The organism is Nocardioides marmoraquaticus (genome assembly GCF_054777915.1).
On record NZ_BAAHAA010000005.1, the window covers coordinates 103,200 to 116,201 of the forward strand.

The following is a 13,002-nucleotide window of genomic DNA, read 5'->3' on the forward strand; positions in this document are numbered from 1 at the left end:
TGCACCGCAGGCCGCTACCCGCCAGTCGGCCCGCCAGTCGGCCCGTCAGTCGGCCCGTCAGCCGGCCCGTCGGCCAGCAGGTCGTGCCGGGTCGCGGGGGTGACGGGAGGTCCGACCACGTCCCCGGGCCGCGGCCACCACACGCGAGGGCGATACGCACATAATTCGGACTAATAGTCTCGATTGGTATGCACCGGTACGCGTTCTATGTGACGGTTGTCCTATACGGGGACCCGCCATCACGAAGGACCGAGATCATGCACCACCGCATCGTCGCCACCCGCGCCGCCCGTCTCGTGGGCGCCCTCGTCGTCACCTCCTCGCTGTCGCTGGGCCTCGCGGCCGCGCCGGCCCAGGCCGGCGGCGAGCCGGCCACCCGGGCGATCGAGTCGAGCTTCGACGACCAGGTGATCGCCCTGGTCAACGCCGAGCGCGCCGAGCGCGACCTCAAGCCGCTGCGTGCGGCGAGCTGCGTCGACCGCTTCGCCGCCAAGCAGGCGAACGCCATGGCCCGCAAGAACCGGATGTACCACCAGGTCCTGCGTCCCGTCCTGCGCGAGTGCAACCTGCGGACCGCCGGAGAGAACGTCGCCTGGCGCTCGCCGAGCATGTCCGCCGCCCAGGTGGTGCAGATGTGGATGAAGTCGCCCGGCCACAAGCGCAACATCCTCAGCAAGCGCTACCGGACCATCGGGGTCGACGCCGTGCAGCACGCCCGCAGCGGCCGGGTGTACGCCGCTCAGGTCTTCGGCTCCTGACGGCGCCGCGGTAACCGCGACACGCGTTGCGGTAACCCCTTTACTCGCGACACCGAGTCGCACTAACCTCGTCGGACCGACCCGCCGCCCGGTCGTCGCCCGGGCGCACGACGAGAGGTGAGCGCGATGACGACGACGCAGGATCGTGGCCAGGCCGACGGGGCGAGCTACGAGGAGCGGCTGCTCACCCTCTCGGAGGCGTCGGTCCACCGGCACTTCGACGCGTTCCTCGACATCGCCTGGGACGATCCCGACCACGCCGTCGACCCGACCGACCCGCGGTGGGTGCTGCCGGAGGTCGACGCGCTCGGACGGCACTCCTGGTACCAGGCGCTGCCGCTCGAGGAGCGCATCCGGATCGGGCTCTACCGGCAGGCCAACGTCACCAAGGTCGGCCTGCAGTTCGAGCAGATCCTCATCGCCGGGCTGATGAACTACGCGTTCTCGCTGCCCCACGGGTCCGCGGAGTTCCGCTACTGCACCCACGAGGCGACCGAGGAGACCCACCACACCCAGATGTTCCAGGAGTTCGTGAACCGCAGCGGGCAGGACGTCCCGGGCGGCTCGCGGCTGTTCACCACGCTCGCGCCGGTGCTGCCGATCGCGGCCACGCTGGTGCCGTACGGATTCTTCTTCGGCGTCCTGGCGGGCGAGGAGCCGATCGACCACGTGCAGAAGTCGATCCTGCGGGCAGGCGACGACATGCCGCCGCTGCTGCGTCGCATCATGCAGATCCACGTGGCCGAGGAGGCCCGGCACATCGGCTTCGCCCACCAGTACCTCGAGCACCGTGCCGACCGGCTCACCCGGTTCGACCGCGCCCTGCTCTCGGTCGCGGTCCCGGTGGTGATGCGCTGGCTGGCCGGCGAGATCCTCGTGCCGAGCCGCCGCGCCCGGCGCGACATGGGAATCCCGCGCCAGGTCGCCCGGGAGGTGTGGTTCGACTCCCCGGAGTCGCGCAAGTTCCTGCGCGACCTGTTCGGCGACGTGCGGATGCTGGTCGAGGACTGCGGCCTGATGAACCGCCCCGCCCGCTGGGTCTGGCGCCGTCTGGGCATCGACGGGCGGGCCTCGCGCCACCGCAGCCAGGTCGCCTCGGCCGCGGCCTGAGGCCCACGGACGGTCCGCCCCGTGCCCTACGTCGTCACGCAGGCGTGCTGCGCCGACGCCTCGTGCGTCGTCGCCTGCCCGGTCAACTGCATCCACCCCACGCCGGGCGAGCCCGGCTTCGCCACCGCCGAGATGCTGTACGTCGACGGCACCTCCTGCGTCGACTGCGGGGCGTGCGCGTCGGCCTGCCCGGTCGACGCCGTCAAGCCGCACACGCGGCTGTCGCCCTCGGAGGAGCCGTTCGTGGCGATCAACGCGGCCTACTACGACTGCTTCCCCCACGCCGACCGTGCCCCCCTCGCCCCCGTCGCCGAGCAGCGGCGGCTGCGACGACCCGGTCCGTTCCGGGTGGCCGTCGTGGGAGCGGGGCCGGCGGGGCTCTACACCGCCGACGAGCTGCTCAAGCACCCGGAGGTGTCGGTCGACGTCCTCGACCGGTTGCCGGCGCCGTACGGCCTGGTCCGTGCCGGCGTCGCCCCGGACCACCCGCACACCAAGCGCGTCGAGCGGCTGTTCACCGCGATCGAGGACCAGCCGGGGTTCCGCTACCGGCTCGGTGTCGAGGTGGGTCGCGACGTCAGCCTCGCCGACCTCGAGCGGCACTACGACGCCGTCGTCTACTGCGTGGGCGCCGCGACCGACCGTGCCCTCGGGATCGAGGGGGAGCAGCTGCGCGGCTCGCTCCCGGCCACGCAGGTGGTCGCCTGGTACAACGGCCACCCCGACGCCCGCGACCTCGAGGTGCCGCTCGACCACGAGCGCGCGGTCGTGGTCGGCAACGGCAACGTCGCGCTCGACGTCGCCCGCCTGCTCGCCCGCCCGGCGGCCGACCTCGTCGCCACCGACGTCGCCCCCCACGCCCACGCCGCGCTCGACGCGAGCCGGCTGCGCGAGGTCGTCGTGCTCGGCCGACGCGGTCCCGCGCAGGCCGCCTTCACCGTGCCCGAGCTCGTCGGCCTGGTCGCGCTGGCCGACAGCGGGGCCGTCGACGTCGTCGTCGAGGCGCCTGCCGAGGCCCTCGAGCCGACCGGCGACGACCCGGCCGCGCGTCAGCGGGTGGCCCTGCTCGCCGGGCTCGCCGACCGCCCGCGCACGCCGGGCCGCCGAGCCGTGGTGCTGCGGTTCTGCGCGCAGCCGGTCCGGCTGCTCGACGACGGCTCCGGCCGCGTGGGCGGGCTGGTGGTGGCCCGCACCCGGCTGGTCACCGGCGCCGGTGGCGCCGTCGTCGCGGAGCCGACGGGGGAGCACGAGGTGATCGGCTGCGGCCTGGTGCTGCGCTCCATCGGCTACCGCGGCCGGCCGGTCACCGACCTGCCGCACGACCCGGTCACCGGCACGGTGCCCCACCAGCGAGGCCGGGTGCGCCCGGGCCTCTACGTCGCCGGCTGGGTCAAGCGCGGCGCCAGCGGCTTCATCGGTACCAACAAGAGCGACGCCGAGGAGACCGTGGCGAGCCTGCTCGACGACCTCGACGCAGGAGTCGGCCCAGCCGCCGGTCCAGGCCCCGACCTCGTGGTCGGGCTCGACCTGGCCGACTGGCGGGCCCTCGACCGCGAGGAGCGGCGCCGAGGCGCCGGTCGTGGAGCCCCGCGCGAGAAGGTCGTCGACGTCGACGAGGCCGTCGCGGTCGCCGTCGCCGCGCGACCCCGACCCGGGCCGCGGTCTACGCTGCGGCTCAGCACGGTCCTGACCAGGGGGTCCGGCCGACGGGGGTGAGCACGGTGGCGACACGGCCGACGAGCACCCCGAAGGACGGTCGCCAGTCGCGCTGGGACGCCCACAACCGCCAGCGACGCCAGGACATCATCGACGCCGCGCTCGAGGTGGTCGAGGGTGGCGCACCCGGGGCGGAGTTCCACGTCCAGCAGATCGCCGAGCGCGCCGGGCTCAACCGCAGCGTCGTCTACCGCCACTTCGCCGACCGGGCCGACCTCGACCGTGCGATCCAGGTGCAGATCGGCGCCGGGCTCAGCTCGCGGCTGCTGCCCGAGGTCAATCTTGACGGCACCGTCGACGAGATCATCGGTCGCATCGTCGCCACCTACGTGTCCTGGGTGGTCGAGCACCCCGCGCTCTACGCCTTCGCCGACACCGGCGGGGGCGCCGAGGAGGGCGTCGCCGCGGTGGCGGAGACGCTGGTGGTCGTCCTCGAGACCGCCATCGACCTGCTCGGCGTCGAGCTCGGCGACGACGAGCGAGCGTCCGTCTCGCCGCTCGCCTACGGGCTCGTCGGCGCGGTGCTCGGCGCCGTACGACGCTGGGTCGCCCGGGGCGCGGAGGAGCCGGCGGCCGAGCGGCTGTCGGTGCTGCTGGCGCAGTCGGTGTGGTACCTGCTCGACGGCCACGCGCGGCGGCTCGGGCTCGACATCGACCCGCACCTGAGCCTGCAGCAGCTGCTGCAGGCCGCCGAGACGGCCTGACGAGGGGGCCTGACGAGCGGGCCTGACGATGTGGGCGCCTCCGGCAGGATTCGAACCTGCGACACCTGGTACCGGAAACCAGTGCTCTATCCCCTGAGCTACGGAGGCTCGCGCGACCTGGTGGTGAGACGGTGCTGTGGCGGCCGCGCGGGTGCTGCTCGGGGGCAGACAGTACCGGGCGGTCCGGCGGTCGGTGAAACCGGTGCCGCCGATACCCTGGGGAAGTGACTCCGCAGCAGCTGTCGACAGCCGTCGTCGACGCCCTCGAGGCCCTGGTCGCCTCCGGTGACCTCGCGCTCCCCGAGGGTGTCCCGACCCAGGTCACGGTCGAGCGACCCCGCCAGCGCAGCCACGGCGACTACGCCACCAACGTCGCGATGCAGCTGGCCAAGAAGGCCGGCACCAACCCGCGCGCGCTCGCCGACCTGCTCGCGGCGCGGCTGCGCGAGACCGACGGGGTCGGCGCGGTCGACGTCGCCGGCCCGGGCTTCCTCAACATCACCGTCGAGGCCGGCGCCCAGGGTCAGGTGGCGGCCGACGTGGTCGCGGCCGGAGCGGCGTACGGGCGCACCGAGGCGTTCGCGGGCGAGAAGATCAACCTCGAGTTCGTCTCGGCCAACCCGACCGGGCCGATCCACATCGGCGGCGTGCGGTGGGCGGCGGTGGGCGACGCGCTGGGCCGCATCTTCGCCATGACCGGCGCCGAGGTGACGCGGGAGTACTACTTCAACGACCACGGCGGCCAGATCGACCGCTTCAGCGGCTCGCTGCTCGCCGCCGCCCACGGTCGTCCCGTGCCGGAGGACGGCTACGGCGGCGCCTACGTCGGCGAGATCGCCACGCAGGTGCGCGAGCGGCGTCCCGACGTGCTCGACCTGCCCGACGACGAGGCGCAGGAGGTCTTCCGCCAGGTCGGCGTCGAGCTGATGTTCGCCGAGATCAAGCAGACCCTGCACGACTTCGGCGTCGACTTCGACGTCTACTTCCACGAGAACGACCTGCACACGTCGGGCGCCGTCGACAAGGCCATCGCCCGGCTGAGCGAGCTGGGCAACACCTACGAGCAGGACGGCGCTCTGTGGCTGCGCACCGAGCAGTTCGGCGACGACAAGGACCGGGTCGTGATCAAGGCCGACGGCACCGGGGCCTACCTCTCGGGCGACCTCGCCTACTACCTCGACAAGCGCAGCCGTGGCTTCGACCGCTGCTTCATCATGCTCGGCGCCGACCACCACGGCTACGTCGGCCGCATGATGGCGATGTGCGCCGCCTTCGGTGACGAGCCGGGCGTCAACCTCGAGATCCTCATCGGACAGATGGTCAACCTGGTGCGCGACGGCCAGCCGCTGCGGATGTCGAAGCGCGCCGGCACCGTCGTCACCATCGACGACCTGGTCGACGCCATCGGGGTCGACGCCGCGCGCTACGCCCTGGCTCGCTACTCCACCGACTCCAACATCGACCTCGACCTCGACCTGTGGGCGAGCCGCAGCAACGACAACCCCGTCTTCACGGTGCAGTACGCCCACGCCCGGGTCGCCAGCCTGATGCGCAACGCCACCGACCTCGGCGTCGAGGCCGCCTCCCACCCGGCGCTGCTGACCCACGAGAAGGAGGGCGAGCTGCTCCGTGCGCTCGCCGACTTCCCGAGGGTCGTGACGAGCGCCGCCGAGCTGCGCGGACCCCACCGGGTCGCGCGCTACCTCGAGTCGCTCGCCGGCACCTACCACCGGTTCTACGACACCTGCCGGGTGCTGCCGATGGGCGACGAGGAGACCACCGACCTGCACCGCGCCCGGCTGCTGCTGGTGCAGGCGACGCGCACCGTGCTGGCCAACGGCCTCGACCTGCTGGGCGTGTCCGCGCCCGAGCGGATGTAGTCGTGCGTGCGCACGAAGCCGGATGGGCCCACGCCGCGGTCTCGGTCCGCGGCCCGGCCTGGCTGCGCGACCCCCGCTCCGGCGACGGTGGCGACGTCAACGCGCTCGTCCCGCGGCTGTGGTCGACCACGGCCCGCAAGGTCGACGGGGTGCTCGAGGTGGGCGGCGTCCGGCTGGTCGACCTCGTCGCCGAGCACGGCTCGCCGGCGTACGTCCTCGACGAGACCGACTTCCGTGCCCGCGCCGCCGCCTTCCGCGAGGCCTTCCACGACTTCGACGTCTACTACGCCGGCAAGGCGTTCCTGTGCACCGAGGTCGCCCGCTGGATCGACGAGGAGGGCTTGCACCTCGACGTCTGCACCGCGGGCGAGCTCGCCGTCGCCGAGCGCGCGGGCTTCGCGATGGAGCGCGTCGAGCTGCACGGCAACAACAAGTCGGTCGCCGAGCTGGGCCGGGCGCTCGAGCTCGGCGTCGGCCGCATCGTCGTCGACTCCTTCCACGAGCTGGCCCGGCTCGAGGCGCTGACCGAGGAGACCGGGCGCACCGCCCGCGTCATGGTGCGGGTGACGCCGGGGGTGGAGGCGCACACCCACGAGTACATCGCCACCGCCCACGAGGACCAGAAGTTCGGCTTCTCGATCAGCTCGGGCGACGCGCTCGAGGCCGTACGCCGCGTGGCCGCGGCCCCGGGGCTCCGGCTGCTGGGCCTGCACTGCCACATCGGCTCGCAGATCTTCGACACCGCCGGCTTCGAGGTCGCCGCACGACGGGTGCTCGCGCTGCACCAGCAGGTCGCCGAGGTGCTCGGCGAGGAGCCCGCCGAGATGGACCTCGGCGGCGGGTTCGGCATCGCCTACACCACCCAGGACGACCCGTCCGACCCCGCGCAGCTGGCCACCGAGATGCGCACGATCGTGGCCCAGGAGTGCGCGGCCCGCGGGCTCGCCGTGCCCCGGCTCTCGATCGAGCCCGGTCGGGCGATCGTGGGGCCCTCGACCTGCACGGTCTACGAGGTCGGCACCGTCAAGGCCGTCGAGCTCGACGCCGGCGCGGTGCGCACCTACGTCTCCGTCGACGGCGGCATGAGCGACAACATCCGCACCGCCCTGTACGACGCCGACTACTCCTGCACCCTCGCCAACCGGGCCTCCGAGGCGCCGCCGCTGCTGTCGCGCCTGGTCGGCAAGCACTGCGAGGCGGGCGACATCGTGGTCAAGGACGAGTTCCTGCCCGGCGACCTCGTGCCCGGTGACCTCGTCGCCGTGCCCGGCACCGGCGCCTACTGCCGCTCGATGGCGAGCAACTACAACCACGTGCCGCGGCCGCCCGTCGTGGCGGTGCGCGACGGAGCGGCCCGTCTGGTCGTGCGGCGCGAGAGCGTGTCCGACCTGTTGGCACTCGACGTCGACCCGGGCGCGCGGGTGGGAGACTGACGCGCGATGAACGACGACAAGCACGAGAACACCCCCGTGAGGGTCGCCCTGCTGGGCTGCGGCGTGGTCGGCTCCCAGGTCGCCCGGCTGCTGCACGAGCAGGCCGACGACCTCGCGGCGCGCGTCGGCGCCCCCGTCGAGCTGGTGGGCGTGGCCGTGCGGCGGCTCGGCCTGCCCCGCGACGTCGACCTGCCGGAGGAGCTCTTCACCACCGACGCCGAGGCGCTGGTCACCCGGCCCGACGTCGACGTGGTCGTCGAGCTGATCGGCGGCATCGAGCCGGCGCGCAGCCTGGTGCTGGCGGCGCTGCGCTCCGGCGCCAGCGTGGTCTCGGCCAACAAGGCGCTGCTCGCCGAGGACGGCAGCACGCTCTTCGCCGCTGCCGAGGAGGCGGGGCGCGACCTCTACTACGAGGCCGCCGTGGCGGGTGCGATCCCGATCCTGCGCCCGCTGCGCGAGTCGCTCGCCGGTGACCGGGTGACGCGGGTGCTCGGCATCGTCAACGGCACCACCAACTACATCCTCGACGCGATGGACAGCTCCGGCGCCGGCTTCCACGAGGCGCTCGAGCAGGCCCAGGCCCTGGGCTACGCCGAGGCCGACCCCACCGCCGACGTCGAGGGCTTCGACGCCGCGGCCAAGGCCGCCATCCTCGCCAGCCTCGCCTTCCACACCCGCGTCACCGCCGCCGACGTGCACCGCGAGGGCATCGCCGAGGTGAGCGCGGGCGACGTCGCCTCGGCCGCCGAGATGGGCTGCGTGGTCAAGCTGCTGGCGATCTGCGCCCTCGAGGACCGGCCCGACGGGCCGGCGGTCTCCGCCCGGGTGCACCCCGCGATGATCCCGCGCAGCCACCCGCTCGCCAGTGTCCGCGAGGCCTTCAACGCCGTCTTCGTCGAGAGCGAGGCGGCGGGCCAGCTGATGTTCTACGGCCCCGGCGCCGGTGGCTCCCCGACCGCGAGCGCCGTGATGGGCGACCTGGTGACGGTGGCCCGCAACCGCCGCGAGGACGTCCGCGGCGCCGGCGACTCGTCGTACGCCGACCACCCGGTGCTCGGCATGGGCCAGACCCAGACGCGCTACCACGTGCAGCTCGACGTCGACGACAAGGCGGGCGTGCTGGCGGCCGTCGCGCAGGCCTTCGCCGAGCACGACGTGTCGATCCAGACGGTGCGCCAGGAGGGCCGCGGCGACGACGCCCAGCTGGTCGTGGTCAGCCACCGCGCGAGCGACGCCGACCTGGCCGCGACCGTGGAGACGCTGCGCGGCATGCCCCACGTCCGCGACGTGTCGTCGGTGATGCGGGTGGAAGGAGACCCCGAGTGAGCACGACCACGCCCACCCCCACCAGCGGAGGCACCCGCACCCGCCAGTGGCGCGGCGTGATCGAGGAGTACCGCGACCGGCTCGACGTCCCGGCCGGCACCCCGACCGTGTCGCTGTGCGAGGGCGGCACGCCGCTGGTGGCCTCGCCGTGGCTCTCCGAGGTCACCGGGGGCGAGGTCTGGCTCAAGGTCGAGGGCGACAACCCCACCGGCTCGTTCAAGGACCGCGGCATGACCGTCGCGCTGTCGGTCGCCGTCGGCGAGGGGGCCGAGGCCGTGGTGTGCGCCTCGACCGGCAACACCTCGGCGTCGATGGCGGCGTACGCCGCCCGGGCCGGCGTGAAGCCGCTCGTGCTGGTGCCGCAGGGCAAGATCAGCGCGGCCAAGCTGGCCCAGGCCGTGGTGCACGGCGCGCAGGTGATCATGGTGCGCGGCAACTTCGACGACTGCCTGCGGCTCTCGCGCGGACTGGCCGACCACTACCCGGTCGCCCTGGTCAACTCCGTGAACCCGATGCGGCTGCAGGGCCAGAAGACCGCGTCGTTCGAGGTCGTCGACGCCCTCGGCGACGCCCCCGACGTGCACGTGCTGCCCACCGGCAACGCCGGCAACATCTCGGCCTACTGGCTCGGCTACCGCGAGGCCCAGGAGGCCGGCGAGGCGACGCGCCGTCCCCGCATGCGCGGCTGGCAGGCTGCCGGGTCCGCGCCGCTGGTGCGCGGCGAGCCGGTGAGCGACCCCGAGACCGTCGCCTCGGCGATCCGCATCGGCAACCCGGCCTCCTGGTCGCTGGCCGTCGCCGCGGCGAGCGAGTCGGGCGGGGCGTTCCGCGCCGTCGACGACGACCAGATCCTGCACGCGCAGCGCGAGCTCGCCCAGCGCGACGGCGTCTTCGTCGAGCCCGCGTCGGCGGCCGGCGTCGCCGGCCTGCTGCTCGAGGCGGGCGAGGGCGAGCGGCTCGACGGCCAGCGGGTCGTCGTCACCGTCACCGGCCACGGCCTCAAGGACGTCGACACGGCGCTGTCGACCTTCACCGACCTGGTCGACACCGTCTGCGACGCCGAGGTCGACGCCGCCGCGGAGGCGGCCGGGCTCCGGTGACCGACTGGTCCCGCGGGCCGGTCACCGTCGAGGTGCCGGCGACCAGCGCCAACCTCGGGCCCGGCTACGACTGCCTCGGGCTCGCGCTCGAGCGGGTCGACACCCTCGTCGGCGAGGTCGTCGACGAGGGACTGGTCGTCGAGGTCGAGGGCGAGGGCGCCGCCGACGTGGCGCGCGACGAGGGCCACCTGGTGGTCCGCGCGATGCGCGCCTGGTGGTCGGCGTACGGCGCCACCCCGCCGGGCCTACGGCTGCGCTGCACCAACCGGCTCCCGCACAGCCGCGGCATGGGCAGCTCGTCGGCCGCGATCGTCGGCGGCCTGGTCCTGGCGCGGTCGTTGGCGGGAGTGGCCGAGGGGGAGGGGCCCGACCTGCTGCCGCTCGCCAACGCCCTGGAGGGCCACCCCGACAACGTCGCCCCCGCCCTGCTCGGCGGACTCGTGGTCAGCGGTCAGCAGGGCGGCGCGGTCTGGGCCCAGCGGGTGCCGCTCGCCCCCGGGGTGCGCGGCGTCGTGCTGGTGCCGCCGCAGGGCGTCGCCACCGAGGTGGCGCGTGGCCTGCTGCCCGACACCGTCCCCCACGCCGAGGCGGCGGCCAACACGGGTCGTGCGGCACTGCTGGTGGCCGCGCTCGCGCACGACCCGTCGCCCGCGACGCTGCTGCGGGCCACCGAGGACTTCCTGCACCAGCAGTACCGCCGCCCGGCGATGCCCGACTCGCTCGACCTCGTCGAGCGGCTGCGCGCCGACGGGGTGCCGGCCACGGTCTCCGGTGCCGGCCCCACCGTGCTGGCCTGGGTCGTCGGACCCGACGCCGACGGCATCGAGCAGCAGGTGCTCGACGCGGCGCCGCAGGGCTGGGAGGCCTCCGTGCAGGACCTCGGGGGGCCCGGCGCGCGCGTGCTAGCGTGACGCCCGCGTCACGACCGACGTCGCCTGCGGCCCTGGTGCCGGGGTCGACGCCGATGCCGTCCGACGCCGTCGACCACCTCCCGGCTCTCGGTGAGGATCCTCCGGCCGACGACCGACCGCTCCTGCTCGTCGCGCCGCCCGCGCGGCCAGTCCCGGGGAAGGACCCCGCATGACCGAGACGCCCGCCGCCCGCAGCCCCCGACGCAAGGAGGGGCTGGAGGGCATGTTGCTGCCCGAGCTCAAGCAGGTCGCCATGGGCCTGGGCATCAAGACCACCGGCCTGCGCAAGGGCCAGCTCGTCGAGGCGATCAGGGGCGCCCAGGTCGCCTCCGCCCCGGGGTCCGGCGCCCGCCGCGAGCAGGGCGCGCCCCAGAAGGCCGCGCCCCAGCAGGCCGAGCGGGAGCAGGCCGCGTCGGAGCAGGCCGCTGCCGAGCCCGCAGCCGCCGAGCCCGTCCGCGAGCAGCCGGCCCGGCGACGCGAGCGCCAGGCCCCCGCGAAGTCCCCCGAGCAGGCCGACCAGCAGGCCGACCAGCAGGACCGGCAGCAGGCCGACCAGCAGGACCGGCAGCAGGCCGACCAGCAGGCCGAGAAGCAGCCCCAGCGGGACAAGCAGGACCGGCAGCAGCAGGACAGGCAGCAGGACCGGCAGCAGGACAGGCAGCAGGACCGGCAGCAGGACAGGCAGCAGGACAGGGACGCCCAGGACGGCGACGACGACCAGGGCGGCAGCCGGCGCAACCGCCGCCGCCGGGGCCGCGACCGGGCCAACGACAACCGCCAGGGCGACAACCGGCAGGGCGACAACCGGCAGGGCGACAACCGGCAGGGCGACAACCGGCAGAACGACCGCCAGAACGACCGGCAGAACGACCGGCAGAACGACCGGCAGAACGACCGGCACGACCGGGGCCGGCGCGGCGAGCCCGACCTGCAGATCCTCGAGGACGACGTGCTCGCGCCGTGCGCGGGCATCCTCGACCTGCTCGACAACTACGCGTTCGTGCGCACCAGCGGCTACCTGCCCGGTCCCGACGACGTCTACGTGTCCATGTCGATGGTCCGCAAGCACGGGCTGCGCCGCGGGGACGCGGTGGCCGGCCAGGTGCGGCAGCCGCGCGAGGGCGAGCGGCGCGAGAAGTTCAACCCGCTCGTGCGCATCGACAGCGTCAACGGGGCCGACCCGGAGGCGGCGAGGAACCGGGTCGACTTCGGCAAGCTCACGCCGGTCAACCCCTCCGAGCGGCTCCGCCTCGAGACCGGCCCCGGCGACCTCGTCGGCCGCGCGCTCGACCTGGTGACACCGGTGGGCAAGGGCCAGCGCGGTCTCGTGCTCTCGCCCGCCAAGGCCGGCAAGACCACGGTGCTGCAGGCGATGGCGGCCTCCGTCACCAGCAACAACCCGGAGTGCCACGTCATGGTGGTGCTGGTCGACGAGCGTCCCGAGGAGGTCACCGACTACACCCGCTCGATCAAGGGCGAGGTGATCAGCTCGACCTTCGACCGGCCGCCGTCCGACCACACCCTCGTCGCGGAGCTCGCCCTCGAGCGGGCCAAGCGCCTCGTCGAGCTCGGCCACGACGTGGTGCTGCTCCTCGACGGGCTCACCCGGCTGGCCCGCGCCTACAACCTCGCGGCCGCTTCCGGCGGTCGGGGGAGCGCGGGCGTCCTCGACGCCGCCGCCGTGCACCAGCCCAAGAAGTTCTTCGGCGCGGCCCGCAACGTCGAGAACGGCGGGTCGCTGACGGTCGTCGCCACGGCCTCGGTGGGTGGCAGCTCGCCGACCGACGCCGCGATCCTGGAGGAGCTCGAGGGCACCGAGAACATGGAGCTGCGGCTGAGCCGGCCGGCGCCGGGCACCGAGGTCTTCCCGGTCTTCGACGTGCTCTCGTCGGGCACCCGGCGCGAGGAGCTGCTGCTCTCGGAGGGCGAGCTCACCGCGGTGCGGCAGCTGCGGCGTTCCCTCGACACCCTCGAGCGCGACGCGGCCGCCCAGCGACTGGTCGAGCAGCTCAAGGGCTCGAGCACCAACCTCGAGCTGCTCCGCGCCCCGCGCCGGTGACGGGT

Annotated in this window: 10 protein-coding genes and 1 tRNA gene; 10 read left to right on the forward strand and 1 reads right to left on the reverse strand. The window is 74.0% G+C overall.

Annotated elements, in window-relative coordinates; genetic code table 11:
* Positions 1 to 257 precede the first annotated feature (257 nt).
* The 4 genes from ACYU8I_RS05510 (at position 258) to ACYU8I_RS05525 (ending at position 4,288) form a co-directional block, all read left to right on the forward strand.
* Positions 258 to 758, forward strand: a complete 501-nt coding sequence (locus tag ACYU8I_RS05510; RefSeq protein ID WP_460838319.1) for a CAP domain-containing protein — start codon at positions 258 to 260, stop codon at positions 756 to 758.
* A gap of 126 nt (positions 759 to 884) precedes the next feature.
* Positions 885 to 1,868, forward strand: coding sequence for an AurF N-oxygenase family protein (locus ACYU8I_RS05515; RefSeq protein WP_460838321.1), 984 nt, complete (start codon positions 885 to 887; stop codon positions 1,866 to 1,868).
* Between the two features lie 21 nt (positions 1,869 to 1,889).
* Complete coding sequence (locus ACYU8I_RS05520) at positions 1,890 to 3,584, forward strand: FAD-dependent oxidoreductase (RefSeq protein ID WP_460838323.1); 1,695 nt, start codon at positions 1,890 to 1,892, stop codon at positions 3,582 to 3,584.
* 5 nt (positions 3,585 to 3,589) lie between these two features.
* A complete protein-coding gene (locus ACYU8I_RS05525) occupies positions 3,590 to 4,288 on the forward strand; it encodes a TetR/AcrR family transcriptional regulator (protein WP_460838325.1) in 699 nt (232 codons plus the stop codon).
* Between the two features lie 35 nt (positions 4,289 to 4,323).
* Here the strand turns inward: ACYU8I_RS05525 and ACYU8I_RS05530 are convergent.
* A tRNA-Arg gene (locus ACYU8I_RS05530) sits at positions 4,324 to 4,396 on the reverse strand.
* A gap of 116 nt (positions 4,397 to 4,512) precedes the next feature.
* Between ACYU8I_RS05530 and argS the strand changes: the two genes are divergently transcribed.
* The 6 genes from argS to rho all read left to right on the forward strand — a co-directional run bounded on the left by argS (position 4,513) and on the right by rho (position 12,997).
* Complete coding sequence (gene argS / locus ACYU8I_RS05535) at positions 4,513 to 6,168, forward strand: arginine--tRNA ligase (RefSeq protein WP_460838327.1); 1,656 nt, start codon at positions 4,513 to 4,515, stop codon at positions 6,166 to 6,168.
* A 2-nt stretch (positions 6,169 to 6,170) separates the two neighbouring features.
* Positions 6,171 to 7,601 carry a diaminopimelate decarboxylase gene (gene lysA, locus ACYU8I_RS05540; RefSeq protein ID WP_460838329.1) on the forward strand — a complete coding sequence of 477 codons (1,431 nt, stop codon included), beginning with the start codon at positions 6,171 to 6,173 and terminating at the stop codon, positions 7,599 to 7,601.
* 6 nt (positions 7,602 to 7,607) lie between these two features.
* Positions 7,608 to 8,927 carry a homoserine dehydrogenase gene (locus tag ACYU8I_RS05545; RefSeq protein ID WP_460838331.1) on the forward strand — a complete coding sequence of 440 codons (1,320 nt, stop codon included), beginning with the start codon at positions 7,608 to 7,610 and terminating at the stop codon, positions 8,925 to 8,927.
* Positions 8,924 to 10,027: a threonine synthase gene (gene thrC / locus ACYU8I_RS05550; RefSeq protein WP_460838333.1), complete on the forward strand. Its 1,104-nt coding sequence runs from the start codon at positions 8,924 to 8,926 to the stop codon at positions 10,025 to 10,027. Before ACYU8I_RS05545 ends, thrC begins: the two co-directional genes overlap by 4 nt.
* Positions 10,024 to 10,938: a homoserine kinase gene (thrB, locus tag ACYU8I_RS05555; protein ID WP_460838335.1), complete on the forward strand. Its 915-nt coding sequence runs from the start codon at positions 10,024 to 10,026 to the stop codon at positions 10,936 to 10,938. Before thrC ends, thrB begins: the two co-directional genes overlap by 4 nt.
* Positions 10,939 to 11,107: 169 nt before the next feature.
* Positions 11,108 to 12,997 (forward strand): transcription termination factor Rho, encoded by a 1,890-nt coding sequence (rho, locus tag ACYU8I_RS05560; protein WP_460838337.1) that lies wholly within the window; start codon positions 11,108 to 11,110, stop codon positions 12,995 to 12,997.
* Positions 12,998 to 13,002: the final 5 nt, after the last annotated feature.

Excerpts from the sequence above, each read along its gene's own strand:
- rho (WP_460838337.1), top strand. The coding sequence starts at position 11,108 with ATGACCGAGACGCCCGCCGCCCGCAGCCCCCGACGCAAGGAGGGGCTG.
- ACYU8I_RS05515 (WP_460838321.1), top strand. The coding sequence starts at position 885 with ATGACGACGACGCAGGATCGTGGCCAGGCCGACGGGGCGAGCTACGAG.
- ACYU8I_RS05545 (WP_460838331.1), top strand. The coding sequence starts at position 7,608 with ATGAACGACGACAAGCACGAGAACACCCCCGTGAGGGTCGCCCTGCTG.
- ACYU8I_RS05510 (WP_460838319.1), top strand. The coding sequence starts at position 258 with ATGCACCACCGCATCGTCGCCACCCGCGCCGCCCGTCTCGTGGGCGCC.